At 62.0% G+C, this 26,373-nt stretch carries 25 protein-coding genes; 14 read left to right on the top strand and 11 right to left on the bottom strand.

Annotation, left to right across the window (positions count from 1 at the left end):
• Window positions 1–20 precede the first annotated feature (20 nt).
• On the bottom strand, window positions 21–2,387 hold the full coding sequence (locus tag C4K39_RS20865) for a hybrid sensor histidine kinase/response regulator (RefSeq protein WP_068579628.1): 2,367 nt from the start codon (window positions 2,385–2,387) through the stop codon (window positions 21–23).
• Window positions 2,388–2,667: 280 nt separating this feature from the next.
• Between C4K39_RS20865 and C4K39_RS20860 the strand changes: the two genes are divergently transcribed.
• From C4K39_RS20860 to C4K39_RS20845, 4 genes are all read left to right on the top strand, one after another.
• Complete coding sequence (locus C4K39_RS20860) at window positions 2,668–3,465, top strand: hydroxymethylpyrimidine/phosphomethylpyrimidine kinase (RefSeq protein WP_068579625.1); 798 nt, start codon at window positions 2,668–2,670, stop codon at window positions 3,463–3,465.
• A gap of 18 nt (window positions 3,466–3,483) precedes the next feature.
• Window positions 3,484–4,107, top strand: coding sequence for a thiamine phosphate synthase (gene thiE / locus C4K39_RS20855; RefSeq protein WP_068579622.1), 624 nt, complete (start codon window positions 3,484–3,486; stop codon window positions 4,105–4,107).
• A 20-nt stretch (window positions 4,108–4,127) separates the two neighbouring features.
• Complete coding sequence (gene hemL / locus C4K39_RS20850; protein ID WP_068579618.1) at window positions 4,128–5,411, top strand: glutamate-1-semialdehyde 2,1-aminomutase; 1,284 nt, start codon at window positions 4,128–4,130, stop codon at window positions 5,409–5,411.
• A 220-nt stretch (window positions 5,412–5,631) separates the two neighbouring features.
• Window positions 5,632–6,186, top strand: a complete 555-nt coding sequence (locus tag C4K39_RS20845) for a tetratricopeptide repeat protein (RefSeq protein WP_068579613.1) — start codon at window positions 5,632–5,634, stop codon at window positions 6,184–6,186.
• A 65-nt stretch (window positions 6,187–6,251) separates the two neighbouring features.
• On the opposite strand, the gene C4K39_RS20840 is transcribed toward C4K39_RS20845, so the two are convergent.
• On the bottom strand, window positions 6,252–6,578 hold the full coding sequence (locus C4K39_RS20840; protein WP_007927079.1) for a DUF1820 family protein: 327 nt from the start codon (window positions 6,576–6,578) through the stop codon (window positions 6,252–6,254).
• Window positions 6,579–6,711: 133 nt separating this feature from the next.
• Between C4K39_RS20840 and miaB the strand changes: the two genes are divergently transcribed.
• From miaB to lnt, 5 genes are all read left to right on the top strand, one after another.
• Window positions 6,712–8,040 carry a tRNA (N6-isopentenyl adenosine(37)-C2)-methylthiotransferase MiaB gene (miaB, locus tag C4K39_RS20835; RefSeq protein ID WP_068579610.1) on the top strand — a complete coding sequence of 443 codons (1,329 nt, stop codon included), beginning with the start codon at window positions 6,712–6,714 and terminating at the stop codon, window positions 8,038–8,040.
• A 188-nt stretch (window positions 8,041–8,228) separates the two neighbouring features.
• Window positions 8,229–9,248, top strand: coding sequence for a PhoH family protein (locus C4K39_RS20830; RefSeq protein WP_068579607.1), 1,020 nt, complete (start codon window positions 8,229–8,231; stop codon window positions 9,246–9,248).
• Window positions 9,241–9,699 carry an rRNA maturation RNase YbeY gene (gene ybeY, locus C4K39_RS20825; protein ID WP_068579606.1) on the top strand — a complete coding sequence of 153 codons (459 nt, stop codon included), beginning with the start codon at window positions 9,241–9,243 and terminating at the stop codon, window positions 9,697–9,699. Before C4K39_RS20830 ends, ybeY begins: the two co-directional genes overlap by 8 nt.
• Window positions 9,700–9,742: 43 nt before the next feature.
• Window positions 9,743–10,582, top strand: a complete 840-nt coding sequence (locus tag C4K39_RS20820; protein WP_068579604.1) for a CorC family transporter — start codon at window positions 9,743–9,745, stop codon at window positions 10,580–10,582.
• Window positions 10,583–10,772: 190 nt separating this feature from the next.
• Window positions 10,773–12,296 (top strand): apolipoprotein N-acyltransferase, encoded by a 1,524-nt coding sequence (lnt, locus tag C4K39_RS20815; protein WP_124348379.1) that lies wholly within the window; start codon window positions 10,773–10,775, stop codon window positions 12,294–12,296.
• 36 nt (window positions 12,297–12,332) lie between these two features.
• On the opposite strand, the gene C4K39_RS20810 is transcribed toward lnt, so the two are convergent.
• Both C4K39_RS20810 and C4K39_RS20805 read right to left on the bottom strand, forming a co-directional pair.
• The gene (locus tag C4K39_RS20810) at window positions 12,333–13,094 is read right to left on the bottom strand and encodes a YdcF family protein (protein ID WP_068579602.1); all 762 of its coding nucleotides are present in this window, start codon (window positions 13,092–13,094) and stop codon (window positions 12,333–12,335) included.
• Window positions 13,095–13,220: 126 nt separating this feature from the next.
• Window positions 13,221–13,541: a hypothetical protein gene (locus C4K39_RS20805; RefSeq protein WP_124347298.1), complete on the bottom strand. Its 321-nt coding sequence runs from the start codon at window positions 13,539–13,541 to the stop codon at window positions 13,221–13,223.
• A gap of 262 nt (window positions 13,542–13,803) precedes the next feature.
• Here C4K39_RS20805 and leuS point away from each other — a divergent pair, with 262 nt between their 5' ends.
• The 5 genes from leuS (at window position 13,804) to C4K39_RS20780 (ending at window position 19,841) form a co-directional block, all read left to right on the top strand.
• On the top strand, window positions 13,804–16,410 hold the full coding sequence (gene leuS / locus C4K39_RS20800; RefSeq protein ID WP_124347297.1) for a leucine--tRNA ligase: 2,607 nt from the start codon (window positions 13,804–13,806) through the stop codon (window positions 16,408–16,410).
• An 89-nt stretch (window positions 16,411–16,499) separates the two neighbouring features.
• A complete protein-coding gene (locus tag C4K39_RS20795) occupies window positions 16,500–17,105 on the top strand; it encodes an LPS-assembly lipoprotein LptE (RefSeq protein ID WP_124347296.1) in 606 nt (201 codons plus the stop codon).
• Between the two features lie 39 nt (window positions 17,106–17,144).
• A complete protein-coding gene (gene holA / locus C4K39_RS20790) occupies window positions 17,145–18,182 on the top strand; it encodes a DNA polymerase III subunit delta (RefSeq protein WP_068579593.1) in 1,038 nt (345 codons plus the stop codon).
• A gap of 111 nt (window positions 18,183–18,293) precedes the next feature.
• Window positions 18,294–18,455, top strand: a complete 162-nt coding sequence (arfA, locus tag C4K39_RS20785; RefSeq protein WP_007927093.1) for an alternative ribosome rescue factor ArfA — start codon at window positions 18,294–18,296, stop codon at window positions 18,453–18,455.
• 63 nt (window positions 18,456–18,518) lie between these two features.
• Complete coding sequence (locus C4K39_RS20780; RefSeq protein WP_124347295.1) at window positions 18,519–19,841, top strand: lytic murein transglycosylase; 1,323 nt, start codon at window positions 18,519–18,521, stop codon at window positions 19,839–19,841.
• Between the two features lie 43 nt (window positions 19,842–19,884).
• On the opposite strand, the gene C4K39_RS20775 is transcribed toward C4K39_RS20780, so the two are convergent.
• The 7 genes from C4K39_RS20775 to mltB form a co-directional block, all read right to left on the bottom strand.
• A complete protein-coding gene (locus C4K39_RS20775; RefSeq protein WP_068579574.1) occupies window positions 19,885–20,832 on the bottom strand; it encodes a S66 peptidase family protein in 948 nt (315 codons plus the stop codon).
• A gap of 140 nt (window positions 20,833–20,972) precedes the next feature.
• Window positions 20,973–21,998: a lipoyl synthase gene (lipA, locus tag C4K39_RS20770; protein ID WP_068579572.1), complete on the bottom strand. Its 1,026-nt coding sequence runs from the start codon at window positions 21,996–21,998 to the stop codon at window positions 20,973–20,975.
• Window position 21,999: 1 nt separating this feature from the next.
• On the bottom strand, window positions 22,000–22,647 hold the full coding sequence (gene lipB, locus C4K39_RS20765) for a lipoyl(octanoyl) transferase LipB (protein ID WP_068579570.1): 648 nt from the start codon (window positions 22,645–22,647) through the stop codon (window positions 22,000–22,002).
• Window positions 22,647–22,922 carry a DUF493 domain-containing protein gene (locus C4K39_RS20760; RefSeq protein ID WP_025129297.1) on the bottom strand — a complete coding sequence of 92 codons (276 nt, stop codon included), beginning with the start codon at window positions 22,920–22,922 and terminating at the stop codon, window positions 22,647–22,649. The genes lipB and C4K39_RS20760 overlap by 1 nt, the downstream gene beginning before the upstream one ends.
• 81 nt (window positions 22,923–23,003) lie before the next feature.
• Window positions 23,004–24,161 (bottom strand): D-alanyl-D-alanine carboxypeptidase family protein, encoded by a 1,158-nt coding sequence (locus C4K39_RS20755; protein WP_068579568.1) that lies wholly within the window; start codon window positions 24,159–24,161, stop codon window positions 23,004–23,006.
• Between the two features lie 184 nt (window positions 24,162–24,345).
• A complete protein-coding gene (locus C4K39_RS20750) occupies window positions 24,346–25,347 on the bottom strand; it encodes a septal ring lytic transglycosylase RlpA family protein (protein WP_124347294.1) in 1,002 nt (333 codons plus the stop codon).
• Window positions 25,347–26,357, bottom strand: coding sequence for a lytic murein transglycosylase B (gene mltB / locus C4K39_RS20745; protein ID WP_068579562.1), 1,011 nt, complete (start codon window positions 26,355–26,357; stop codon window positions 25,347–25,349). Before mltB ends, C4K39_RS20750 begins: the two co-directional genes overlap by 1 nt.
• Window positions 26,358–26,373 lie beyond the last annotated feature (16 nt).

Raw genomic sequence — 26,373 nt, 5'->3', positions numbered from 1 at the left:
GAACAAAGTGGCATATACGCCTAAATGTCGGCGCTTTCGCCCTGTTCCACGCGCAATACGCATGTGGCCAGCACAGCCTGCAACTCCTCGAACTTCACCGGTTTGCCCAGGTAATCGATGGCGGGGCCCGCGGCACATCCCTCGGAGCCTGGCGTACAGGCCAAGAGAATCGGCAGGTGTGCATAACCCGGTAACGCCTGGACCTGAAGACGAAATGCGCCCAGCTGGGCAGTGCTGATATCGCCATCCACCAGCACCCCGCTGATAGCCTCGCGCCCCAGGGCCTGCAAGGCATCCGTGGGCCCGGCAACGGTACGCACCCGGTACCCCAACTTGAGCAGCATGCCTCGCAGTACCAACTGATTGACGTCGTTGTCATCCACCAGCAGCACGGTGCAATCCTGGGGGCGGCGTCGCTGGGCAATCTCAGGAGCGCGAGCCAGTGGCTCCTGGGAGTCCAGCTCCACATGCAGGCGGAAACAACTGCCCTGGCCAGGGCTGGACTCATGGGTCAACTGCCCGCCCAGCAGTTCCACCAATTGCCGGCAGATCGCCAGGCCGATGCCCAGGCCACCGTACTCACGGGTCATGGTGCCATCGAGCTGGAAGAAGCGTTGGTACAAGGTGGCCTCGTCCAGATTGACGAAACCTATCCCGCTGTCGACCACCTCGAAGATCAGGCTCACTCGACCTGCCCGTGCAGGCCTGCTGATCACTCGCAAGGTCACGCCACCGCTAGGGGTGAACTTGACCGCGTTTTCCAGCAGGCACTCCAGGCAATGGCTGAGCTTGCAGCGGTCTCCCAGGAGGCGGTCAGGCATGTTCGCACCCAGGTCGACCTGGAAAGACAGGGACTTGTTGGCGGCACTGGCCCCGAACTGGGTCTGCAGGGTGCTCAACAGCGAGCGCAGGCTGAATGGCTGGAGTTGGGCTGTGAGCTTGCCGGCCTGCAGCTCGGTCAGGGTCAGAATGCCATTGACCATGCGCATCATGTCCCGTGCAGAGCCGGCGGCGGTCTGCTGGTATTGCTCAAGCTCCGGGTCCAACTCCAGGGTCTGCATCAACTCCAGGGAGCCGATGACCCCGTTCATCGGGGTCCGCAGTTCATGGGTCAAGGTGGCCAGGAACTCATCCTTGAGCCGGTTGCTGTGGGCCAGTTGCTGGTTCAGCACTTCCAGTTTCTGTCCGGTCTCCAACAGGGTCTGGGCCTGTTGCTCGCGCATCGAGTTGATGCGGTCGGCCAGGGCCAGGGAGAGCAGTGCCACCTCGATCGCCGAGCCGATCTGACTGGCATACATGGTCAGGAATACGTTGGGCAGATAGCCCAGCACCATCAGCGTGTTGATCACGCCTCCGAACAGGAAGGCCGACCAGGCGATGATGAAGTAGCGCGCCACCCGCAAGCCACGGCACCAGGCGACGATTCCCGCCACATAGATCACCACGGTGAAGACCAGGGCCAGGGTCGTGGCCAGGCGCAGCGCCAGGGCATAGCTGGTCATCAGCGACAGGGCCATGACCACGGCCCCGAAGGCCATCAACGCCAGCAAGACACGATCGACCCAGGGGCTATGCCGGGCCGTTTGCAGGAAACTACGGGCGAACTGGCTGCCGAACAGGCCGGCAGAACCGATGAAGAAAGGTGTCGCGGCGTTGGCCCACCAGGGGTTGTCGGGCCAGAAGTACTCCACCGCAGCACCATTGACCGATAACTGGTAGAGACCGAAAGAAGCGATATAGACGATGTAGTAGAGGTAGCTGGTGTCGCGGACGCTGAGGTAGATGAACAGGTTGTATACCAGCATGCCCAGCAACACCCCGTAGATCAGCCCGAGCACGTACAACCGCATGGGCTGTGCCTCGAGATAAGCGGTGCTGGACCAGAGGCTCACCGGCGCCTGGATCGACCCCTCACTGGCCAGGCGCAGGTAGACGGTCTTGTGTTCGTGGGGCGAGAAATTCAGATGGAACAGGTAGTTGTTCTGGCGAATCTGCCGACTGTCGAAGGGCAAGGCATCGCCGGTGTGCCCGGCCAGGCGATAACCGCCAGCTTCGTCGGGAAGATACAGGTCCAGGCGATCCAGCGGCGGATAGGCCAGCTCCAGCAACCAGCTGCGTTGCGCTGCGGGGTTCGCGGGGCGATAGTCCAGATCGATCTTCAGCCAGAACGCCGAACGCGAATAGCCGGCATTGAGGGTGTCTTTTTCGTGGGGCTTGAATAGTGCGGCCAGGGGGCCTGAGCTGACATCGGCGATCGTGGCCTCGCCACCGGCATCCTCCAAGACTTGCATCACTCGGCCCAGGGGCAGGTGCGAAGTGAACTCGTCGAACTCGACGGCACCAGCCAGCATCGGCAAGCTCAACAGCAACATCAGCAAATAGCGCATTAAAGCCCCGGCGTGGCTTGTCCGGTTGTGTCAGGAAGTCCCCCATATCCCTTTGAGTAGACGTCAACCAGCATGACCTGTTATTGGTTTGAATCCACTCTAGCATAGCCGCTGATGGCCATTGAGCACCATTGAAAATTTTAGGCTAAAGGCTCTAGGACGGGCGTTTCAGCGCAATCGCGCGAGCTAGAGCTGTTGCATCGGTCAGGATCGTGATCCATATCGCCAGCGCCACGCCAAGCACCGCGCTCCAAAGCGTTTGGTGGTAAGCTCGCCGCCCATGAATATCTATAGCTCCCGCCCCGTTGTCCTCTGTCTCTCCGGCCACGACCCCAGTGGCGGCGCCGGCTTGCAGGCAGATATCGAAGCCCTGCTGGCCCAGGGTTGTCATGCAGCTCCGGCTGTCACCGCCCTGACCGTGCAGGACACGGTCAACGTCAGCGATTTCCGCGTCCTGGATCGCGAGTGGGTATTGGCCCAGGCCAATGCCGTGCTCAACGACTCCACCGTCGCCGCGGTCAAGCTGGGCATGCTCGGTTCCCTGGAGATGGTCGACACCGTGGTCGAACTGCTCCAGGCGCACCCGCACCTGCCACTGGTCTGCGATCCGGTGTTGCGCGCCGGCGGCGGTGGCCGCCTGGGCAAGGATGAAGTGGGCTACGCCATGCGCGAGCGCTTGTTGCCCCTGGCGACCATTGCTACCCCCAACCTCCCTGAAGCCCGGATCCTGGCGGAACTGCCCGAAGGCACCGCCGACCAATGCGCCGAAAAACTCCTGCCCTACATCAAGTACCTGCTGATCACCGGCGGCCACGGCGACGAACACGAAGTGCACAACCGCCTGTACGGCCGCGACGGCCTGCGCGCAACCTATACCTGCCAGCGCCTGCCCGGCAGCTACCACGGCTCCGGTTGTACCCTGGCCAGCGCCCTCGCCGGTCGCCTGGCCCAGGGCGAGCATCTGGCCAGCGCGGTACAGACAGCCCTGGACTACACCTGGCGTACCCTGCGCGACGCCGAACAACTGGGCCGCGGTCAATTCGTCCCGCGCCGCTTGCCATTGGATTTCTGCTCGTAATGCCCTGAGGCCCGCCCAATGAAGCTACGTGGTCTATACGCCATCACCGACAGCCAGCTGATGGCTGGCAAGCTCCTGGAATACGTGGAGGCCGCGCTCGATGGTGGCGTCACCCTGTTGCAGTATCGCGACAAGAGTACCGATCAAGCCCGACGTCTGCGGGAGGCCGAGGCCCTGCTCGGCCTCTGCGAGCGCTACAAGACCCGCCTGATCATCAACGATGACGCCGAGCTGGCCGCGCGCATCGGTGCCGGCGTGCACCTGGGCCAGACCGACGGCCCGCTGACCCCGGCGCGGTCCCTGCTGGGACGCCAGGCGATCATCGGCGCCACCTGCCACAGCCAGTTGGAGCTGGCCGAGCAAGCGGCCAGCGAAGGTGCCAGTTACGTCGCCTTCGGCCGCTTCTTCAATTCCACCACCAAACCGGGCGCACCTGCTGCCAGCCTCGAGCTGTTGGACCAGGCCCGGGCCAGCCTGCAACTGCCGATCTGCGCGATCGGCGGCATCACCCTGGATAACGCCGCACCGCTGGTCAGCCATGGCGCCGACCTGCTGGCCGTGGTCCACGGGCTGTTCGGCGCCGACAGCGCCGAGCAGGTGACCCGTCGTGCCCGCGCCTTCAATGCCTTGTTCGATCTTTGAAACTTTTTGAGAGCCCTGCCATGTCTCGTTCCGAAACATTGTTCGCCAACGCCCAGAAACACATCCCCGGTGGCGTCAACTCGCCGGTCCGCGCTTTTCGCAGCGTGGGTGGCACCCCGCTGTTCTTCAAGCACGCCGAAGGTGCCTACGTCACCGACGAAGATGACAAGCGCTATGTCGACTACGTCGGCTCCTGGGGCCCGATGATCCTCGGCCACAGCCACCCGCAAGTGCTGGACGCCGTTCGCGAGCAGCTGGTGCACGGCCTGTCCTACGGCGCGCCGACCGCCATGGAGACCGAGATGGCCGACCTGGTGTGCTCCATCGTGCCGTCCATGGAGATGGTGCGCATGGTCAGCTCGGGCACCGAGGCCACCATGAGCGCCATTCGCCTGGCCCGTGGCTACACCGGCCGCGACGCCATCATCAAGTTCGAAGGCTGCTACCACGGTCACTCCGATAGCCTGCTGGTCAAGGCCGGCTCCGGCCTGCTGACCCAGGGCGTACCAAGCTCGGCCGGGGTACCGGCCGACTTCGCCAAGCACACCCTGACCCTGCCGTTCAACGACATCGCCGCCGTCGAGAAGACCCTCGCCGAAGTCGGCCAGACCGTGGCCTGCATCATCGTCGAGCCAGTGGCTGGCAACATGAACTGCGTACCACCCGCGCCAGGCTTCCTCGAAGGCCTGCGCGAGCAGTGCGACAAACACGGCGTGGTGCTGATCTTCGACGAAGTGATGACCGGTTTTCGCGTCGCGCTCGGTGGCGCCCAGGGCCACTACGGCATCACCCCCGACCTGTCGACCTTCGGCAAGATCGTCGGCGGTGGCATGCCGGTAGGCTGCTTCGGTGGCAAGCGCGAGATCATGGGTTGCATCGCCCCACTGGGCCCGGTCTACCAGGCCGGCACCCTGTCGGGTAACCCACTGGCCATGGCCGCCGGCCTGACCACGCTGAAACTGATCAGCCGCCCGGGCTTCCACGCCGAGCTGAGCGACTACACCAGCCGCCTGCTCGAAGGCCTGCAACAACGCGCCGATGCCGCCGGCATCCCGTTCGTCACCACCCAGGCAGGCGGCATGTTCGGCCTGTACTTCAGCGGCGCTGACGACATCGTCACCTTCGACGATGTGATGGCCAGCGACGCCGATCTGTTCAAGCGTTTCTTCCACCTGATGCTCGAAGGTGGCGTGTACCTGGCGCCAAGCGCCTTCGAAGCCGGCTTCACCTCGATTGCCCACGGCGAGACCGAGCTGAAGCTGACCCTGGATGCCGCGGAACGCGCATTTGCCGCGCTCAAGTAAGCGCTAGCCGGCGGGCGCAGCCATCGACTGTGCCCGTCGCTGCCTTTACACAGGCATTGCCCCGGTCAATCCGGGATATGCTGGACAAACCAGCAGATATCACGCCCATGCAGCAGAAAAACGAGTAAAGACTTTGTAAGGTGGGCCCTGCTTATTTCATAATGCGCGCTTATTGGGCCCCACGCTGGGCCGCGCGCCCCTCAGAGGTAAGTCGATTCCCATGAACCGCACCGGCCGCGCCCTGACACTGGGCTGCCTGTTGCTCCTTCAACCCCTGCTCGCGCATGCACAAGCAGGCGGCAACTCGTTGTTGATCCCTGCGCTGGGGCGCTGCACTCTCGATCCCCAGGCCCAGGAACAAGCCGAGGCGCTCGCTGCGTGCCAGAAAGCCGCCGATGAAGGGGATGCACAGGCGCAATACGAGCTGGGCGAGTTCTACTACGAAGGCAAAGCCACGCCGCGCGACCTCAACCAGGCCCTGAGCTACTTCGAGAAAGCCTCGCTGCAAGGCCACGCCCAGGCACAGTTCAAGCTGGGCACCATGTTCTTCCATGGCGAAGGCGTACCGGCCAACAACGTCCAGGCCTACATCGTCTTGAAGATGGCGGCAGTCAATGGCGCCGAGGATGCCCTGGATACTGCCGATGAAGTCGCCGAGCACATGCAGCGCGACGAGCTGGAAGTCGCCACCCAGGTATTGGGTCAGATCTTTCGCAAATACCTGCTCGAACTGCAGAGCGCCGATGGGCGTTCGCCCTTCTCCCCCCTGCCCTGACAACCCTTGCCAGCCATTGGCCGGCAAAGAAAGACAGGCGCTTGCGCAAGCGCTATCGAACGACGTTACTTCTCGGGCATCGGCATCGGGAATGGCATGACGTTGCTCACGCCCCGGGCTTCACTGATCTTTGGCGTACCCAGGCGCTCCACTTCGTCGATACGCACGATCGAATGCATCGGCACGAAACTGCGCACCACGCCTTCGAACTGCGCCTTGAGCTTCTCTTCGCTGGGATCGACCACCACCTGCGTACGCTCGCCAAAGACGAACTCCTCAACCTCCAGGAAGCCCCACAGATCGCTCTGATAGATCTGCTTGGCGTACATCTCGAACACCTGGCCCTGGTTGAGGAAAATCACCTTGTAGATTGGAGCTTCGCGTTTGGTCATGGTTGGCCGGTAGTACATCGGGGGATAAAAAAGGGGCGCGAACTATAGCATAGCTACCCGATGCACAACCCTAGGAACCTGTAGGCATGGCCCCTATAATGCGCGGTTCTTTGAATCACGTGATGACCCGTCCATGGCCAAGAAGCTTTACATCGAAACCCACGGTTGCCAGATGAACGAGTACGACAGCTCGCGCATGGTGGATCTGCTGGGTGAACACCAGGCCCTGGAAGTCACGGCTCGCGCCGAAGACGCGGACGTCATCCTGCTCAACACCTGCTCCATCCGCGAACGCGCCCAGGACCGGGTCTACTCCCAACTGGGGCGTTGGCGCGAGCTGAAACTGGCCAACCCGGAAATGGTGATCGCCGTGGGCGGGTGCGTAGCCAGCCAGGAAGGCGCGGCCATTCGCGATCGGGCGCCGTACGTTGACGTGGTCTTCGGCCCACAGACCCTGCACCGCCTGCCGGAAATGATCGATATCGCCCGCGTCACCAAGCTACCGCAGGTGGATGTCTCGTTCCCTGAGATCGAGAAGTTCGACCACTTGCCCGAGCCACGGATCGACGGCCCCAGTGCCTATGTCTCGGTGATGGAAGGTTGCAGCAAATACTGCACCTTCTGCGTGGTGCCCTACACCCGTGGCGAGGAAGTCAGCCGGCCCTTCGACGACGTGATCGCCGAGATCATCCACCTGGCGGAAAACGGCGTCCGCGAGGTCACCCTGCTGGGCCAGAACGTCAATGGCTACCGCGGCCAGACCCATGAAGGGCGTACAGCGGACCTGGCCGAACTGATCCGCGTGGTGGCCGCCGTCGATGGCATCGAGCGGATCCGCTACACCACCTCGCACCCCCTGGAGTTCTCCGACAGCCTGATCCAGGCCCACGCCGAAGTGCCGGAACTGGTGAAACACCTGCACCTGCCGGTCCAGTCGGGCTCCGACCGTATCCTGGCGGCGATGAAACGCAACCATACCGCCCTGGAGTACAAGTCCAAGTTGCGCAAGCTGCGCGCTGCGGTACCGGGGATCTGCATCAGCTCGGACTTCATCGTCGGCTTCCCCGGCGAGACCGAGAAGGACTTCCAGCAGACCATGAAGCTCATCGAAGATGTGGGCTTCGATTTTTCCTACTCCTTCGTCTACAGCCAGCGCCCGGGGACTCCGGCCGCCGACCTGGCGGACGATACTCCCGAGGCACTGAAGAAAGAGCGCCTCAATGCCTTGCAGCACCGACTGAACCAGCAGGGGTTTGAAATCAGCCGACAGATGGTCGGCTCCACCCAGCGCATCCTGGTAACCGACTACTCGAAGAAGGACCCGGGTGAACTGCAGGGGCGGACCGAGAACAATCGAATCGTCAACTTCCGCTGCGATGATCCCAAGCTGATCGGCCAGTTCGCCGATGTCCACATCGACTCGGCGCAGCCTCACTCACTGCGTGGCTCGCTGCTATCGTAAAACCATGACCCCGACCCTGGACGGAGCTGGCTCTCCAGTGCACGCACTCTTCGAGACACCAGGCTCCATCGGTCGAACACAGGAGAAAGACGCCAGCAACCACCCCGGCGCATAAGAGCTTTCGCACCCAGGCTGCTGGCGTTATCCTTGAATTCATCTTAATTGCCGTTGGGCGGCTAAAAACGACCTTGAACGCACCCATAGAACCTCATCGTTTCATCCTCGAGCCTTTCGAGGCTCGCCGCTTCGCCAATCTGTGCGGGCAGTTCGACGAGCATTTGCGCTTGATCGAGCAGCGCCTGACGATCGAGATCCGCAATCGCGGCAACCAGTTCGAACTGATCGGCGAACCCAAGCACACCACCTCCGCGGAAAACCTCCTGCGCCGCCTGTACCGGGAAACCAAGGGTACCGAGCTGTCGCCGGACCTGGTGCACCTGTTCCTCCAGGAGTCGGCCGTGGAACAGCTGGACAATCCTTCGGTGGCCGATGCCGCGGTGGCCCTGCGCACTCGCAAGGGCATGATCCGTCCCCGTGGCCTGAACCAGCAGCGCTACGTCAAGGAAATCCTGGCCAACGACATCAACTTCGGCATCGGCCCAGCTGGCACCGGCAAGACCTACCTGGCGGTAGCCTGTGCAGTGGATGCCCTGGAGCGCGAGCAGGTGCGCCGCATCCTGCTGGTCCGCCCGGCGGTGGAAGCTGGCGAGAAACTGGGCTTTCTGCCGGGCGACCTGGCACAGAAGATCGACCCGTATCTGCGCCCCCTGTACGACGCGCTGTATGAAATGCTCGGTTTCGAGCATGTGGCCAAGCTGATCGAGCGCCAGGTCATCGAGATCGCGCCCTTGGCCTACATGCGCGGCCGTACCCTGAACAACAGCTTCATCATCCTCGACGAAAGCCAGAACACCACCGTGGAACAAATGAAGATGTTCCTCACCCGGATCGGCTTCGGCTCCACCGCGGTGATCACCGGCGACATCACCCAGGTCGACCTGCCCAAGGGCACCAAGTCTGGCCTGGCCCATGTGATCAAGGTGCTTGGCGACGTACCGGGAATCAGCTTCACTCATTTCATGCCCAAGGACGTGGTGCGCCATCCACTGGTGCAACGCATCGTCGAAGCCTACGAGCGCTTTGAACTGCTCAGTGCCGACGAAGCCGCCAAGACCGCTGCCGACAGGGGCAACCGCCACGATGCTTGAGCTCGACCTGCAGCGCGCCAGCCAACAGCCGGCCCCCAGCGATGAACAGTTTCGCCAGTGGTGCGAGCTGGCCCTGCGCCAACGCACCGCTGATTCGGAACTGACCATCCGCCTGGTGGACGAAGCCGAAGGCCGCGAGCTGAACCACACCTGGCGTCATAAAGATTACGCCACCAATGTGCTGTCATTTCCCGCGGAAGTGCCGGATGAACTGCTGGATATCCCACTGCTGGGAGACCTGGTGATCTGCATCCCGGTGGTCGAGCGCGAAGCGGCCGAGCAAGGCAAGGCACTCGAGGCCCATTGGGCCCACCTGGTGATCCACGGCTGCTTGCATCTGCTGGGCTACGACCACATAGATGACGAAGAAGCCGAGGAAATGGAAGCACTGGAACGAACGTTGCTTGCAGAATTGGGTCATCCCGACCCTTATGCCGATGACGAAGACTGATCAACATCCACTTGTAACAACCTAAGGATTCAGAGCAATCGCTATGAGCGAAGATCGATCGAGCAACGGGCAAAAGTCATGGCTGGGCAAACTGACCCAGGCTTTTGCCCATGAGCCGAAAAACCGCCAGGAGCTGCTGGAGCTGCTGCGCGAAGCCCATCAGAACAAATTGCTGGACAGCGAAGCGCTGGCCATCGTCGAAGGCGCCATCCAGGTGGCTGACCTGCAAGTCAGGGACATCATGGTCCCGCGCTCGCAGATGATCAGCATCAAGGCGACCCAGACCCCTCGGGAGTTCCTGCCCGCGGTCATCGACTCTGCGCACTCGCGCTACCCGGTGATCGGCGAAAGCCATGACGACGTGATGGGCGTCCTCCTGGCCAAGGACCTGCTGCCGCTGATCCTCAAGGAGAACGGCGACAGCTTCAACATCAAGGACCTGCTGCGCCCGGCCACCTTCGTGCCGGAGTCCAAGCGCCTGAACGTGCTGCTGCGCGAGTTCCGCGCCAACCATAACCACATGGCCATCGTCATCGACGAATACGGCGGCGTGGCGGGCCTGGTGACCATCGAGGACGTGCTGGAGCAGATCGTCGGCGACATCGAGGACGAGCATGACGTCGAGGAAGACAGCTACATCAAGCCCCTGCCCAGCGGCGACTTCCTGATCAAGGCGCTGACACCGATCGAGAACTTCAACGAGTTTTTCGACAGTGACTTCTCCGATGACGAGTTCGATACCGTGGGCGGCCTGGTAATGAGTGCCTTCGGCCACTTGCCAAAACGCAACGAAATCACTGAAATCGGCGCCTATCGCTTCCGCGTACTCAATGCCGATAGCCGACGGATCCATCTGCTGCGCCTGACCCCCGTTTCCCGCTGAGGAACAGAGGTCACCGACCTGCCCCGCATGGACCAGCGCCCCAAGCCCGAAAAACCGGTCTTGGGGTGCTGATCTTGCGGGGCAGGTCGGTCGTGGAGTGCTGCGTGTCTCGACGCTCATCCGAATCAACCCGAACCCACTCCTCGCGCCATGCCCGACGCGACACAGGAAAGAGCTGATGAAACGCCTCTTGCAGCGCTCGACACGCCCCGGCTGGCCCGGCAACCTACTGGCCATGGTAGCTGGCGCGATTACCACCCTGGCCCTGGCCCCCTACGATATCTGGCCGCTGGCACTGCTGGCGGTCGGCTTGTTCTACGCCGGCCTGCGGGAACTGACTCCGCGCCAGGCGCTGGGTCGAGGCTGGTGCTTCGGCTTCGGCCTGTTCGGCGCGGGCACCAGCTGGATCTACGTCAGCATTCATACCTACGGTGGCGCTTCAGCCTTGCTTGCCGGCCTGCTGATGCTGGCGTTCATCGCCGCCATTGCCTGGTTCTTCGCCCTGCCCGCCTGGCTCTGGGCCCGCTGGCTACGGCGCAACGAAGCGCCTCTGGCCGACGCCCTGGCATTCGCCGCCCTATGGGTGGGGCAGGAAGCCTTCCGCGGCTGGTTCCTCACCGGTTTCCCCTGGCTCTACTCTGGTTACAGCCAGCTCGACGGCCCGCTGGCTGGATTGGCGCCCCTGGGCGGCATCTGGCTGATTTCCTTTGCCCTGGCCCTGACTGCCGCGCTGCTCTACAACCTGCCACGCCTGGCCAGGAATGGGCGTAAAGGGTTCATCGCCGCCGGCCTGGTGCTGCTGGCAGCACCCTGGGCAATCGGCCTGGCGCTCAAGGGCCATGCCTGGACCAGCCCATCGGGAGACCCGCTGTCGGTAGCGGCCATCCAGGGCAATATCGAGCAAAGCATGAAGTGGGACCCGGCGCAGCTCAACGCCCAGCTGGCGCTGTACCGCGACATGAGCATGAGCAGCAAGCGCGTGGATCTGCTGGTCTGGCCGGAAACCGCCGTGCCCGTGCTCAAGGAGTCCGCCGAAGGCTACCTGGCGATGATGGGCAACTTTGCCGCCGATCGTCACTCCGCGCTGATTACCGGGGTTCCGGTACGCCAGCTGGTGCACCATGAGAAACGCTTTTTCAATGGCATCACCGTCACCGGCGAAGGTGATGGCACCTACCTCAAGCAAAAACTGGTGCCCTTCGGCGAGTACGTACCGCTACAAGAGGTGCTGCGTGGGCTGATCGACTTCTTCGACCTGCCCATGTCCGACTTCGCCCGCGGTCCAGCCGACCAGCCATTGCTGCAGGCCAAGGGCTATCAGATTGCGCCATTCATCTGCTACGAAGTGGTCTATCCCGAGTTCGCCGCTGGCCTGTCGGCTCGCAGCGACCTGTTGCTGACCATCAGCAACGACACTTGGTTCGGCACCTCCATCGGCCCCTTGCAACATCTGCAAATGGCCCAGATGCGGGCCTTGGAGGCTGGTCGCTGGATGATCCGCGCTACCAATAACGGCGTTACCGGCCTGATCGATCCATTCGGCAGGATCACCGCGCAGATCCCCCAGTTCGAACGCGGCATCCTCTACGGCGAAGTCGTGCCCATGCACAACCTGACGCCCTACCTGCATTGGCGTTCGTGGCCACTGATCGTGCTGTGCGCCCTGCTGTTTGGCTGGGCGCTGCTGGCCAGCCGCATCGCCAAGACCGTCTGATACCTTTGATCCAGCCGGCTCCTGGGGAGCCGGCCCTCAACGGTAGAAAAGCCGGTAACCCAATTGGCCCGCCGCTTCATTGAGCAACTGGCCACTTTGCCAGATGGACTTGAACTCCGGCATCCAGCCGCCCAGTGGCCGGGCATTGTCCACTCCCAGGAAACCCACCGGCGCCGGCACCACCACGAACCCCGCACGCTCGAAACTCCAGGCCGAGCGCGGCATATGCCAGGCCTGGGTCACCACCACCACGCGCTTGATCCCCAGGGGCTGCAAGACTTCGGCAGTGAACTGGGCATTCTCCCAGGTCGTGCGGCTACGCCCCTCTTGCCAGCGCACTGTCACCCCAAAATCATTGAGCAATGACTCTGCCATGAGTGCCGCTTCGGTAGGTGGCGTGCCGTAGTGCAGGCCGCCACTGGTCAGCACCGGCAGGCCTGAGGCCTTGGCCAGGCGCGCAGCATAACGCTCACGCTCCAGGCCCACGCCGGTAGGCTGGTCGCTACCCCAGGCCGGGTCACCGCGCTCGCGACCGGAGCCCAGGACCACGATTGCATCTGCCTGCCCGGCCAGGCTGGCCCACTGGCTCTGTGGCAACGCAGGCAATTGCTCCAGGGCACGAGCCCCCCACTCCACCATCACTGGCAGGCTCATCAGCCAGAAACCACCCAGCCCCAGGACAAAGCAGCAGCGCGCCAGCCGCGGCCTGGAGCGGCGCAATAGCCAGGCGAGCAGAAGCAGAAGCAGGAGAATACCGGGGGGCAGCAGTAACTGTTTGATGAAATAGCGAAAAGGCATCGAGCATCTCCAAAAGATGCCCGAAGCCTATAGGGGATGCCTGTCCGGCAACAACCAATACCAACCACTTTCGCTTGCAAGGTCCTCGACAACGACCTTTATCGCCCAATGAAGGGCCCATGGGGCCTACTTGAACTGCCGGGACCGGACTTTCAGCGGATCCCGTACCGGCGCCTGGTCCTTCAGCCAGATGATCTCGGCCGAACGGGGCGCGCCCTGTTGCTGCAGACTGCCCAAAGCATTGATCTGCATGTCACGTTGACTGCGAGCCAGATAGGCCTTGATCAGTTCGAGCTCCGCAGGGCTCAAGCCCCGCAATTCCAACTCGACGGCGCGCTCGTCGCGCAACCGATCCGCGGTTCTTGCCGCGTCCAGGGCCAGAGCCAATCGATTCAGCAGCCGTTCGTACACCTCCGTATCTGTTGCTTTGCGCTGCGACTCAAGCATCCGTTCACCTCATTGAAGATAAGACTCACTCCCCTTTTTGAGCTTAGTCGGGCAGCCGCAGGCAACGCGCTGCCGCGACCAACGGCCCGCCTGCGTAATCAGGGTTTCCCTCGGTAGAGCACGGTCATGTATGCTACGACGCTTCCTGTAACTCCACTTCCAGCTCAATCGGGCAGTGAAAAACGCCTTATCCCGGCGCCTTCATCACCCGACGTTGCGTTGAAGAGGATTAGGCCACCCTTATCCAATACATAAAGTAGCCATGCACGAACATTACCAACCCCGTGAAATCGAAGCCGCCGCCCAGTCGTTCTGGGACGCGCAAAAGTCGTTTGAAGTCAGCGAACAGCCAGGCCAGGAGACTTACTACTGCCTATCGATGTTCCCGTACCCGAGCGGCAAGCTACACATGGGGCACGTGCGCAACTACACCATCGGCGACGTGATCGCCCGCTACCAGCGCATGCTCGGCAAGAACGTCCTGCAACCCATGGGTTGGGATGCTTTCGGCATGCCGGCGGAAAACGCCGCGATGAAGAACAACGTCGCTCCGGCCAAATGGACCTACGAAAACATCGCCTACATGAAGAGCCAGCTGCGTAGCCTGGGTCTGGCGGTGGACTGGTCCCGGGAAGTCACTACCTGCAAGCCGGACTACTACCGCTGGGAGCAGTGGCTGTTCACGCGCCTGTTCGAAAAGGGCGTGATCTACCGCAAGAACGGGACCGTGAACTGGGACCCGGCCGACCAGACCGTACTGGCCAACGAGCAAGTCATCGACGGCCGCGGCTGGCGTTCCGGCGCGCTGATCGAGAAGCGCGAAATCCCGATGTACTACTTCCGCATCACCGACTATGCCGAAGAACTGCTGCAAAGCCTCGACGACCTGCCCGGCTGGCCCGAGCAGGTCAAGACCATGCAGCGCAACTGGATCGGCAAGTCCCGCGGCATGGAAGTGCAGTTCCCCTATGACCAGGCCAGCATCGGTCACGAAGGCACACTGAAAGTCTTCACCACCCGCCCTGACACCCTGATGGGTGCAACCTACGTTGCCGTGGCCGCGGAGCACCCGCTGGCCACCCAGGCAGCCCAGGGCAACCCTGCATTGCAGGCGTTCATCGAAGAATGCAAGAACGGCAGCGTTGCCGAAGCCGACATGGCCACCCAGGAAAAGAAAGGCATGGCCACTTCCCTGCTGGTCGAGCACCCGCTGACCGGTGAAAAACTGCCGGTCTGGGTCGCCAACTACGTGTTGATGCACTACGGCGACGGCGCGGTGATGGCTGTTCCGGCGCACGACGAGCGTGATTTCGAGTTTGCCCAGAAGTACCAGCTGCCGATCAAGGCCGTGGTGCGCACCAGCGCTGGTGATGAAGTCGGCAGCGAGTGGCAGGCCGCCTATGGCGAGCACGGCCAGTTGATCAACTCCGGCGAGTTCGATGGCCTGGATTTCGCCGGCGCATTCGACGCCATCGAGGCCGCGCTGATCCGCAAGGAACTGGGCAAGTCTCGCACCCAGTTCCGCCTGCGCGACTGGGGCATCAGCCGCCAGCGCTACTGGGGCTGCCCGATCCCGATCATCCATTGCCCATCCTGTGGCGACGTCCCGGTACCGGAAGACCAACTGCCGGTCAAGCTGCCGGAAGACGTGGTGCCGGACGGCGCTGGTTCGCCGCTGGCGCGCATGCCCGAATTCTACGAATGCAGCTGCCCGAAATGCGGTACTGCGGCCAAGCGCGAAACCGACACCATGGACACCTTCGTCGAGTCGTCCTGGTACTTCGCCCGCTACGCCTCGCCCAACTACGAAGGTGGCATGGTCGATCCGAAGGCCGCCAACCATTGGCTGCCGGTCGACCAGTACATCGGCGGCATCGAACACGCGATCCTGCACCTGTTGTACGCACGCTTCTTCCATAAGCTGATGCGCGATGAGGGCCTGGTTACCTCCAACGAGCCCTTCAAGAACCTGTTGACCCAGGGCATGGTGGTCGCCGAGACCTACTACCGCGTGGCCAGCAATGGCGGCAAGGACTGGTTCAATCCGGCCGACGTCGAAATCGAGCGCGATGCCAAGGCCAAGATCATCGGCGCACGCCTGAAGACCGACGGCTTGCCGGTGGAGATCGGTGGCACCGAGAAGATGTCCAAGTCCAAGAACAATGGCGTTGATCCTCAGGCGATGATCGACCAGTACGGCGCCGACACCTGCCGCCTGTTCATGATGTTCGCCTCGCCGCCTGACATGAGCCTGGAGTGGTCCGATTCCGGCGTCGAGGGGGCAAGCCGCTTCCTGCGTCGCGTCTGGCGCCTGGCACAAAACCATGTTGGCCAGGGCCTGCCGGGCAAGCTGGATGTCGCCGCACTGGACGACGCACAGAAGGTCATCCGGCGTGCTATCCACGCTGCGATCAAGCAAGCCAGCACCGATGTAGGCCAGTTCCACAAGTTCAACACTGCCATCGCCCAGGTGATGACGTTGATGAACGTGCTGGAGAAAGCCCCGCAAGCTACTGAACAGGACCGCGCCCTGCTGCAGGAAGGCCTGGAAGCCGTCACCCTGCTGCTGGCTCCGATCACGCCACACATCAGCCACGAACTGTGGACCGAGCTGGGTCAGGCCGGCGCGGTCATCGACGCCGGTTGGCCAGCCGTGGACGAAAGCGCCCTGGTCCAGGACAGCCTGCAACTGGTGATTCAAGTCAACGGCAAGCTGCGCGGCCAGATCGAGATGCCGGCCAGCGCCAGCCGTGAAGAGGTCGAGGCCGCCGCACGCGCCAACGAGAACGTGCTGCGCTTCACCGATGGACTGACCATCCGCAAGGTCATCGTGGTGCCAGGCAAACTGGTCAACATCGTCGCCAGCTAATTGGATCAGGCACCCGGTCCGGGACCGGGTGCCGAACAAGACCTTCCGGGCCGCAAGGCGGGCCCACATGGTTTCAAGGGGAGCAAGACATGATCAAACGTAACCTTCTGGTGATGGGCATGGCCCTGGTGCTGAGCGCCTGTGGCTTCCATCTGCGTGGCACAGGAACCCAGGAGCTGACCCTCAAGGAGCTCGACCTGAGCGCTCGGGACGCCTATGGCCCGACCGTGAAATTGCTGCAACAGCAACTGGAAAACAGTGGCGTCCAGGTCCATTCCGGCGCACCTTACAAATTGGCACTGGTGAACGAACAAAACTCCCAGCGCATCCTGAGCTATAGCGGCGGTGGCAACTCTGCCGAATATGAAATCAGTACCAAACTGAGCTACGAAATCCTGACTCACGACAACCTGTCCCTGCTGAGCGACAAGCTGGAAGTACAGAAAGTCTTCGTTCATGACGGCAACAACATCACCGGTTCAGGCCAGGAGTCGTCCCAGACCTACCAGGAAATGCGCCGCGACCTGGTCCAGCGCATGCTGATCCGCCTGCAGTTGCTGACGCCTGATCAGTTGGCCAAGCTCCAGGCCACCGCCGAAGCCAAAGCCAAGGCAGAAGCCCAGGCCCTGGAAGCGGCACGCAAGGCTGAAGCGGAAACCCCGCAACAGTCGCCGATGGAACTGCCCAACCAGTAAGCCTTGTGGGGCGCTTCGGCGCCCCACCGACCCACGCCTATGAAACTCGCCCCCGCCCAACTCGGCAAACACCTGCAAGGCACCCTCGCTCCGGTCTATGTGATCAGTGGCGACGACCCACTGCTGTGCCAGGAAGCCGCCGACGCCATTCGCTCCGCCGTGCGCCAGCAGGGCTTCGATGAGCGCCAGGTATTCAGTGCCGACGCCAACTTCGACTGGGGCAGCCTGCTGCAAGCCGGTGCCAGCATGTCGCTGTTTGCGCAAAAACGCCTGCTTGAACTGCGCCTGCCTTCGGGCAAGCCCGGGGATAAAGGCGCCGCTGCGCTGATCGAGTACTGCTCGCGCCCCGCCGAAGACACGGTGCTGTTGATCAGCCTGCCCAAGCTCGACGGTAGCGCACAGAAAACCAAGTGGGGCAAAGCCCTGGTCGAAGGAAACCAGACCCAGTTCATCCAGATCTGGCCCGTGGATGCCAACCAGCTACCACAGTGGATCCGCCAACGCCTGTCGCAAGCAGGGTTATCGGCCAGCCAGGATGCAGTGGAACTGATTGCCGCCCGGGTCGAAGGCAACCTGTTGGCCGCAGCCCAGGAAATAGAAAAACTCAAGCTGATGGCCGAAGGCGGGCAGATCACCGTTGAAACGGTCCAGGCTGCCGTGGCCGATAGCGCACGCTTCGATGTGTTCGGCCTGGTCGATGCGATCCTCAATGGTGAAGCCGCTCATGCCTTGCGCATGCTCGAAGGACTCAAGGGCGAAGGCGTGGAACCTCCAGTGATTCTCTGGGCCTTGTCCCGGGAGTTGCGATTGCTGGCCAACCTGGCGCTGCAATTCAGCCAGGGAGTGCCGTTGGACAAGGTTTTCAGCCAAGCCCGGCCTCCTGTCTGGGACAAGCGCAAGCCGCTGATGAGCAAAGCTCTGCAACGCTACTCTGCGCAGCGCTGGGGGCAGTTGCTACTCGATGCACAGCGCATCGATGCCCAGATCAAGGGCCAGGCCAGTGGTTCTGCCTGGAGCAGCCTGAGCCGCCTGTCGCTCCTGATGGCCGGCCAGCGCCTGGCCTTGCCTGCCGAGTAAGCAGGCCGGCAAGGCCTGTTGACCTCGCCCCGAACTAAAGAGCACTGGACAGCGGCAGCGCTCTGGCCGATGATCTGCGCCGCACAACCCACCCAGCCAGCGAGGCTCTCCATGAGCAAGCCATCCAAGCATGGTCCCAACAAGGCCAAATCCATCATTGCCCAACCACTGTTCCGCAGCCGCCAGGAACGCCCGGCCAAGGGCAAAGGCAGCTACCGCCGCGAAGCCTTCCAGTCTAAAAGCTGGGAGGCTTCTTACTTTCTGGCTGCTTGAAGCCCCGGACCCCATTGGCATGATAAGGTCTGCACCTGATTGTTATTCACTCTGGACCTGTGCATGCCCTCTTGTATTCCCCGTCGTTGGCACTTGCGCCAACTGATCGCTGCCTCCAGCCTGATTCTGTTGGTCGCCTGCGCGGAAAAACCCACCGCCGCCGACGCCCAGCCGCTGCCCACCCTCCAGGCAGCTCCCATTGCGGCACCTGCCACTGTCGCGCCACTGAGCGTCGACAACCTGGATATCCAGCCCCCCCAGACGTTCGATGAATGGCTCAGAGCCTTTCGCATCGAGGCCTTGAACGCCGGGATCCGTGCCGAAGTATTCGACCGCGCCTTTGCTGGCATCACCCCGGACATGAGCGTGATCAAGGCCGATCGCAGCCAACCCGAGTTCACTCGCCCAGTATGGGAGTACCTCGATGGAGCCCTCTCCGCAGTACGAGTACGCAAGGGCCAGGCACTGCTGGTCCAGTACAGTGACATCCTGCAACGGATCGAACAGCGCTATGGAGTGGACCGCCAGGCCCTCGTGGCCGTCTGGGGCATGGAAAGCAACTTCGGTGACTTCCAGGGCAACAAATCGGTGATCCGCTCGTTGGCCACCCTGGCCTATGAAGGCCGGCGCCCAGCCTTTGCCAATAGCCAGCTGATCGCCGCCCTGCAGATCATCCAGCACGGCGACATCCAACCCGAGAAAATGCTGGGGTCCTGGGCCGGCGCCATGGGCCAGACGCAGTTCATCCCCACCACCTATAACACCCATGCCGTGGATTTCGACGGCGATGGCCGCCGGGATATCTGGAACAGCCCCGCCGACGCCCTGGCTTCGACCGCCCATTACCTGCAAAGCTCAGGCTGGCAGAAGGGACAACCCTGGGGGCTGGAGGTCAAGCTCAACAGTGGATTCGACTATGCCCTGGCCGATGCCTCCACACGCAAGAGCGTTGCCGAGTGGATGCGCCTGGGGATGCGGCCAGTCAATGGCCAGGCATTGCCCTACGGCTCAGAACAGCTATCGGCTTCACTGCTGCTGCCCGCGGGCTATCGGGGCCCTGCCTTCCTGATCCTGGATAACTTCCGCGCCGTGCTCAAGTACAACAACTCATCGTCCTATGCCTTGGCGGTGAACCTGTTGTCCGAACGCTTCAACGGTACCGGGCTGATCAGTGGCAGCTGGCCCAAAGACGAATTGCCATTGAGTCGCTCCGAGCGTATCGACCTGCAAACCCTGCTCAGCGCCAGGAACTATGATGCTGGCAATCCTGACGGCATCATCGGCGCCAACACCCGCAAGGCCATTCGCAGTGCCCAGCAAGCCTTGGGCTGGCCCGCAGATGGCTATCCGACCCGCAAGCTGCTGGACAGCCTGCGCAATCCTTGAGCAGCAACCTGGCGCCAGGGACAGCCCCTGCGCCAAGCCTTGGCTACTTGAAGACCACGTCCTGGGCCAGGGTCAACGTCCTGGCCCCTGCGTCGAGCTTGACCAGGGCGCCCATGGGCAAGGTCAAGTTAGGATCGCAATGACCACTGCGCCACCCAGCCAGCACGGGAATCCGAAATGGCTCGAAGGTCTGCTTGAGCAGCCCGCAGAGCGCGCTGAAATCCACTCCGGCCACATCTCCCACCAACACCCCTCGTAGCTTGTCGAGCTTGCCCGCCAGGCGCAGGTGATTGAGCAAGCGGTCAATGCGGTACAACGGTTCGTTGACATCCTCGATGAACAGAATGGTGCCATCGGTAACGATTTCGTAAGGGGTACCCAGGGTGCTGGCGATCATCGATAGGTTGCCTCCCAGCAGCGGGCCCTGCGCGATGCCCGGCTCGATGGTCGTCAGCGCAAAGGCCACCGGATGAGGCAGCGGACTGCCCGCCCTGACCTGTCCCCTGAGCAGATTGAAGAGGGACGCCTCGGTCGGTGGCTGCTTGCCGCCCAGCAGATCGGCATTGAGCATCGGCCCGTGGAAACTGACAAAACCCGCATAACGATTTATCGCCAGATGCAGCGCCGTGATATCGCTGTAGCCGATGAAAGGCTTGGGATGTCGGCGCAGCAGGTCGAAATCGATCTTGTCCAGCAGTCGCGGGCTGCCATACCCTCCACGCAAGCACAAGATCGCGTCGACTTCGGTATCGGCGAAGGCTGCATGCAGGTCGTGCAGGCGCACCTCATCACTACCGGCCAAATAGCCATCCTGCTGCCCAACCCCGGGAAAGATTCGCAGCCCATACCCTCTGGAGCGCATCCATTGAAGGGCTTTTTCAGTATCCAGCGCCGCCGGGCCAGCCGGCGCGATAAGGCCGATGACGCCTTCGGCTGCCAATGCCGGAACTGGCAGATGGGCATGAAGAGCAGCAGTCGGTTGAGTGGGCATGCAGAGTCTCCCTGTGTGAGTTCACTCAAGCACAGTAGCCATGAATGCCAGGAAACAGAAGGGGAAATCGCCCGCCAGAGACACAAAGGAGGGGGATTGGTAGACCGCCCGCAAGAATCAGCTCTTGCGGGCGGAACGAATCAGGAAACCAGGCCTTCTTTGGCCAGCTTCGCTTGTTCGTCGGCGTGGTACGAGGAACGCACCAGCGGGCCGGATGCCACGTTCTTGAAGCCCATCCGATAGCCTTCCTCGGCGAACCAGGCGAAGGTGTCCGGGTGCACGAAACGCTGCACCGGCAGGTGGTTACGCGACGGCTGCAGGTACTGGCCAAGGGTCAGCATGTCGATGTCATGCTCGCGCATGCGCTTCATCACTTCGATGACTTCGTCGTCGGTCTCACCCAGGCCCAGCATCAAGCCTGACTTGGTCGGCACGTGGGGTACCAGCTGCTTGAACTTCTGCAGCAGGGTCAACGACCACTGGTAATCCGAACCCGGGCGCGCGGCCTTGTACAGGCGCGGTACGGTTTCCAGGTTGTGGTTGAACACATCCGGTGGAGTGGCCGCGGTAATTTCCAGGGCAATGTCCATGCGGCCGCGATAGTCGGGGACCAGGGTTTCCAATTGCACATTTGGCGACAGCTTGCGGATTTCGCGGATGCAGTCGGCAAAGTGCTGGGCACCGCCGTCGCGCAGGTCGTCGCGGTCCACAGAGGTGATTACCACATACTTCAGGCGCAGGTCGGCGATGGCCACGGCCAGGTTCACCGGCTCATCGACATCCAGGGGTTTTGGACGACCATGGCCAACATCACAGAAGGGGCAACGGCGGGTGCAGATATCGCCCATGATCATGAACGTCGCGGTACCACCAGAGAAACACTCACCCAGGTTCGGGCAGGATGCCTCTTCGCAGACGCTATGCAGCTTGTGCTTGCGCAGCAACTGCTTGATCCGATCGACCTCTGGCGATACCGGGATCCGCACGCGGATCCAGTCCGGCTTCTTCGGCAACTCGGTGGTCGGGATGATCTTCACCGGAATACGCGCGACCTTCTCTGCACCGCGCAACTTGACGCCGGTTTCAACTTTCGCACGGGCCGGCCGCTCGGAAACATCCAGCGTCGGGATCAGGGTTTGAACAGCGTCTTGTTGCGCAGTAGTCATATCAGTCGATTCCGCCCGTTAGGGTCGTCTGCTCAGCATAGTCGAGGTGTTTGACGAGCTGCGCACGCAGCCGGGCACTTACCTCGGCAAATTCAATCGGTCCTGCATGGTCGCTCAGCTGGGTCATTGCCAACCCGGCGTAACCACAGGGGTTAATCCGTCGGAACGGCTGCAAGTCCATGTCCACGTTCAATGCCAGGCCATGGAAGGAGCAGCCGTGGCGAATACGCAAGCCCAGGGAGGCGATTTTCGCCCCGTCTACATAGACGCCTGGCGCATCGGGCTTGGCCGCCGCCGAAACGCCGTAGCTGGCCAGTAAATCGATCAGGCAACGCTCCATGCGGCTGACCAGTTCACGTACGCCGAAACCCAGCCTGCGCACATCCAGCAAGAGATAAGCCACCAACTGGCCAGGCCCGTGATAAGTCACCTGGCCACCACGATCAGCCTGCACCACGGGAATATCGCCCGGCACCAGCAGATGCTCGGCCTTGCCGGCCTGCCCCTGGGTAAAGACCGGAGGATGCTGCACCAGCCAGACTTCGTCCGGTGCCTCGGTACCGCGTTGGTTGGTGAAGCGCTGCATGGCCTGCCAGACCGGCTCATAGGCCATCAGGCCAAGCTCACGAAAGCCCAGCGTCTGCGACATCACAGCACCATGTGGACGACACCGGTAGCACGCAGGGCACTATTGATATCACGCAGTTGGTCTTCACCGGTGGCGGTGATGTGCAGTTGTACAGTGGTGTACTTGCCATTGCTGCTCTGGCGCTCGGCCAGGGACTTGATGTCCAGGGTGGCGTACTTGGCAAGGATCTCGATCACGGTGTCCTTGAAGCCGACGACCGTGTCACCGATCACCTTGATCGGATAGTCATCGACGGGGAATTCAATCTTGTGCGACTTAACGTCAGTGTCTGTCATGGCAGTAACGGCCTCGTAAGCCGTGGCGACGGACATGGCCCCCGCACCACTAGGGAGCGAGGGCCATGCAGGTCGACAATATCAGTTGAACAAGCCGTAGAAGAATAGACGGATGCTATCCCACATGCGACGGAAGATACCACCTTCCTCGACCGCGTCCAGAGCGATCAGGTCGGCGCTGTGCACCACTTTATCGTCCAGTTTCACTTCGACCTTACCGATCACGTCACCCTTGGCGATCGGAGCGACCAGCTGCGGGTTCATGGTCATGCTGGCTGCCAGCTTCTTCAGCTGGCCCTTGGGCATGGTCATGGTCAGGTCTTCGGCCAGGCCGGCCTTGACTTGATGGGTCGTGCCCTTCCAGACCGGCGCCTGGGCCAGTTCGGTGCCCTTCTGGTAGAAGGTCTGGGTTTCGAAGAAGCGGAAACCGTAGGTCAGAAGCTTCTGGGTCTCGGCTGCGCGGGCCTGTTCGCTGTTGGTACCGAATACCACGGCGATCAGGCGCATGCCATCACGTACCGCCGAGGACACCATGCAATAGCCCGCTTCGTCCGTGTGGCCGGTCTTCAGGCCATCGACGGTCTTGTCACGCCACAGCAACAGGTTGCGGTTAGGCTGCTTGATACCGTTCCAGAAGAACTCCTTCTGCGAGTAGATCGCATAGTGAGCCGGGTCTTCATGGATGATCGCGCGGGCCAGCAACGCCATGTCATGGGCCGACGAGTAATGCTCGGGGTTCGGCAGGCCGGTCGGGTTCATGAAGTGGCTGTTGCTCATGCCCAGGTCGCCGGCAGTCTTGTTCATCATGTCGGCGAAGGCGTCTTCGCTACCGGCGATATGCTCGGAAATCGCCACGCTGGCGTCGTTGCCCGACTGGATGATGATGCCGTGCAGCAGGTCGCTGACGGAGACTTGCGACCCCACCTTGATGAACATCCGCGAACCGCCGGTACGCCAGGCGTTTTCACTGACGGTCACTGGATCGTTCTCGCCGATCTGGCCACGGCGGATTTCCAGGGTGGCGATATAGGCGGTCATCAGCTTGGTCAAGCTGGCCGGCGGCAGGCGCTGGTCACCGTTGTTCTCCACCAGCACGTTTCCGCTGCTGGCATCCATGAGCACATAGGATTTGGCGGCCAGCTGCGGTGGCGACGGCATCGCCTCTACCGCCCAGGCGGCGGGCGTGATGATCAGCGGGACAAGCAGGCACAGGCGTTTGGCAAAGGTGGTGATGTTCATCCGTCTCTCGAAGTCGCTAATGGAAACTTGCCCCAGGGGCAAAATTATTTCAGACAGCCATCTAAAGGGCTGTCGCGTGTAACGTTGTTCACTCACTGACCCTTGCCGGGCTTTTGTTGTACGACGAGCCAACAACCAGGATCGCCCCCCAGTACCGCAAGCGAACCATCATTTCTCAGCGTCCCTACTCTGCAGTGACCACGCTCGCCTGACCCAGGTTGGCCAGGCGCACGCTATTCTGCGCTTGCTGGGTTTCTCCCGGCGATCCGAACGGCCCCAGGCGTACCCGGTGCAGCGTCTGCTGATTACGTACGATCGAACTGATGAACACCGGGGCGCTCACCATTGAACTCAACTTCGACCTCAACAGCTCGGCCGCATCCGGATTGGCGAAGGCACCTACCTGCAGGTACTGGCCGGAGGCGGCCGCAGAACCGCTCTTGACCTGTACAGGAACCACCGCGGCCGCATGTTGCTGCGGTGGCGGAGTCCACTGCTCGACCGTACCGGCCGAACTGGTGATCACCGGCGCGCTATTCTGCGCCACTTGCGGCTCGTTGAGCATCAAAGGCGCCGGACGGCCACGCTGGGCCCACCATTGCTGAGGATCGATGCCCTCGACCTTGACTCGGGCAGTCCCGGTCTCGGCATAACCGAGCTTCTTGGCCGCCGCATAAGACAGGTCGATGATCCGGTCGGAATAGAACGGCCCCCGGTCGTTGACCCGCAGGATCACGCTGCGGTTGTTGTCCAGGTTGGTCACCCGTACATAGCTGGGCAATGGCAGTGTCTTGTGCGCGGCACTCATGCCGTACAAATCATAGACCTCGCCATTGGCGGTGTTCTGGCCGTGGAACTTGGTGCCGTACCAGGAAGCCGTGCCCGACGCCACGTAGTTCTTGGACTCCTGGATCGGGAAGTAGGTCTTGCCCAGTACCGTATAGGGATTGGCCTTGTACGGGCCGGTGTGCAGGGTTGGCGTGGCATCGGGAATGCGCGATACATCGACATCCCACCAGGGCGCGCCATCCTTGTGGGCGCGATTGATATCCAGGCCCGGCATCGAACGCACGGTATTGGTGGGTTTCTGCTGTGGCGCGCGGCTCGTCGAGCAACTGGCCACCAACAGCGACAATGCGGCAAAAGCCAGCAGCTTCAGGGGTTTGCAGATTGGCATTGCCAGCATTACTTGACGCCCCGTGCTTGGACCAGCTGTTCAGACAGCTGATGTACGGCCATGGCATACATCACGCTGCGATTATAGCGAGTGATCGCGTAGAAGTTCTTCAGGCCCATCCAGTATTCCGGACCGTTATCACCCTCCAGGCGGAAAGCAGTAACCGGCATATCATCGCGCAGCGCATCATGACTCGACCAGCCCAGGGCTCGCAACTCCCCGACGGTCTTCGTCGGCTCGATCCCGGTGGTCAGGCCCTCATCTACACGATCGCCGCGCACGTCGGCGCGACTGACCACCGGCTCGCCGGCGACCCAACCATGGCGCTTGAAGTAGCTGGCCACGCTGCCGATGGCATCGTCCGGATTGGTCCAGATATTGATGTGCCCATCGCCATCGAAATCCACGGCATAGGCCCGGAAGCTGCTCGGCATGAACTGCGGCAGCCCCATGGCACCGGCGTAGGAGCCCTTGAGACTCAGCGGATCCAGTTGTTCTTCGCGCGCCAACAGCAGGAACTCGCGCAGCTCCTTGCGGAAGAATTCAGCCCGCGGCGGATAATCGAAGCCCAGGGTCGACAAGGCATCGATCACCCGATAATTGCCCGTATTACGCCCGAAAAAGGTCTCGACGCCGATGATCGACACGATGACCTGGGCCGGTACTCCGTACTCCTGTTCAGCCCGGGCCAACACCGCCTCGTGCTGGCGCCAGAAGTCCACACCGCGGGCAATGCGCGCGTCGGTGATGAACATCGGGCGGTATTCCTTCCACTGCTTGACCCGCTCGGCAGGTCGCGAAATGGCATCAAGAATTGCTTGCTTGCGCTCGGCTTCGCGGAACACGCTCATGAGCTGCTCACCGGCAAAACCGTAGTCCCGGGTCATTTCCCCGACGAATTCGGCAACCTGGGGCGAGCCTTCGTAGGCACCAGCCGAAGCAGGTTCCACGGCCCCCAGGATGCTCGCCAGACCGACCCATGGAGCATACCGAGCGGTCCAGCCACGCATTACTTGCATTGAATTCTTCACCTTA

Origin of the sequence: Pseudomonas sessilinigenes (genome assembly GCF_003850565.1) — a bacterium.
In the GTDB taxonomy this organism is placed as follows: domain Bacteria; phylum Pseudomonadota; class Gammaproteobacteria; order Pseudomonadales; family Pseudomonadaceae; genus Aquipseudomonas; species Aquipseudomonas sessilinigenes.
Note: the sequence above shows the minus strand (reverse complement) of the source record. Positions and strands in the feature narration are given on the sequence as shown.

Excerpts from the sequence above, each read along its gene's own strand:
- C4K39_RS20865 (WP_068579628.1), bottom strand. The coding sequence starts at position 2,387 with ATGCGCTATTTGCTGATGTTGCTGTTGAGCTTGCCGATGCTGGCTGGT.
- C4K39_RS20860 (WP_068579625.1), top strand. The coding sequence starts at position 2,668 with ATGAATATCTATAGCTCCCGCCCCGTTGTCCTCTGTCTCTCCGGCCAC.
- thiE (WP_068579622.1), top strand. The coding sequence starts at position 3,484 with ATGAAGCTACGTGGTCTATACGCCATCACCGACAGCCAGCTGATGGCT.
- hemL (WP_068579618.1), top strand. The coding sequence starts at position 4,128 with ATGTCTCGTTCCGAAACATTGTTCGCCAACGCCCAGAAACACATCCCC.
- C4K39_RS20845 (WP_068579613.1), top strand. The coding sequence starts at position 5,632 with ATGAACCGCACCGGCCGCGCCCTGACACTGGGCTGCCTGTTGCTCCTT.
- C4K39_RS20840 (WP_007927079.1), bottom strand. The coding sequence starts at position 6,578 with ATGACCAAACGCGAAGCTCCAATCTACAAGGTGATTTTCCTCAACCAG.
- miaB (WP_068579610.1), top strand. The coding sequence starts at position 6,712 with ATGGCCAAGAAGCTTTACATCGAAACCCACGGTTGCCAGATGAACGAG.
- ybeY (WP_068579606.1), top strand. The coding sequence starts at position 9,241 with ATGCTTGAGCTCGACCTGCAGCGCGCCAGCCAACAGCCGGCCCCCAGC.
- C4K39_RS20820 (WP_068579604.1), top strand. The coding sequence starts at position 9,743 with ATGAGCGAAGATCGATCGAGCAACGGGCAAAAGTCATGGCTGGGCAAA.
- C4K39_RS20810 (WP_068579602.1), bottom strand. The coding sequence starts at position 13,094 with ATGCCTTTTCGCTATTTCATCAAACAGTTACTGCTGCCCCCCGGTATT.
- C4K39_RS20805 (WP_124347298.1), bottom strand. The coding sequence starts at position 13,541 with ATGCTTGAGTCGCAGCGCAAAGCAACAGATACGGAGGTGTACGAACGG.
- leuS (WP_124347297.1), top strand. The coding sequence starts at position 13,804 with ATGCACGAACATTACCAACCCCGTGAAATCGAAGCCGCCGCCCAGTCG.
- C4K39_RS20795 (WP_124347296.1), top strand. The coding sequence starts at position 16,500 with ATGATCAAACGTAACCTTCTGGTGATGGGCATGGCCCTGGTGCTGAGC.
- holA (WP_068579593.1), top strand. The coding sequence starts at position 17,145 with ATGAAACTCGCCCCCGCCCAACTCGGCAAACACCTGCAAGGCACCCTC.
- arfA (WP_007927093.1), top strand. The coding sequence starts at position 18,294 with ATGAGCAAGCCATCCAAGCATGGTCCCAACAAGGCCAAATCCATCATT.
- C4K39_RS20780 (WP_124347295.1), top strand. The coding sequence starts at position 18,519 with ATGCCCTCTTGTATTCCCCGTCGTTGGCACTTGCGCCAACTGATCGCT.
- C4K39_RS20775 (WP_068579574.1), bottom strand. The coding sequence starts at position 20,832 with ATGCCCACTCAACCGACTGCTGCTCTTCATGCCCATCTGCCAGTTCCG.
- lipA (WP_068579572.1), bottom strand. The coding sequence starts at position 21,998 with ATGACTACTGCGCAACAAGACGCTGTTCAAACCCTGATCCCGACGCTG.
- lipB (WP_068579570.1), bottom strand. The coding sequence starts at position 22,647 with ATGTCGCAGACGCTGGGCTTTCGTGAGCTTGGCCTGATGGCCTATGAG.
- C4K39_RS20760 (WP_025129297.1), bottom strand. The coding sequence starts at position 22,922 with ATGACAGACACTGACGTTAAGTCGCACAAGATTGAATTCCCCGTCGAT.
- C4K39_RS20755 (WP_068579568.1), bottom strand. The coding sequence starts at position 24,161 with ATGAACATCACCACCTTTGCCAAACGCCTGTGCCTGCTTGTCCCGCTG.
- C4K39_RS20750 (WP_124347294.1), bottom strand. The coding sequence starts at position 25,347 with ATGCTGGCAATGCCAATCTGCAAACCCCTGAAGCTGCTGGCTTTTGCC.
- mltB (WP_068579562.1), bottom strand. The coding sequence starts at position 26,357 with ATGCAAGTAATGCGTGGCTGGACCGCTCGGTATGCTCCATGGGTCGGT.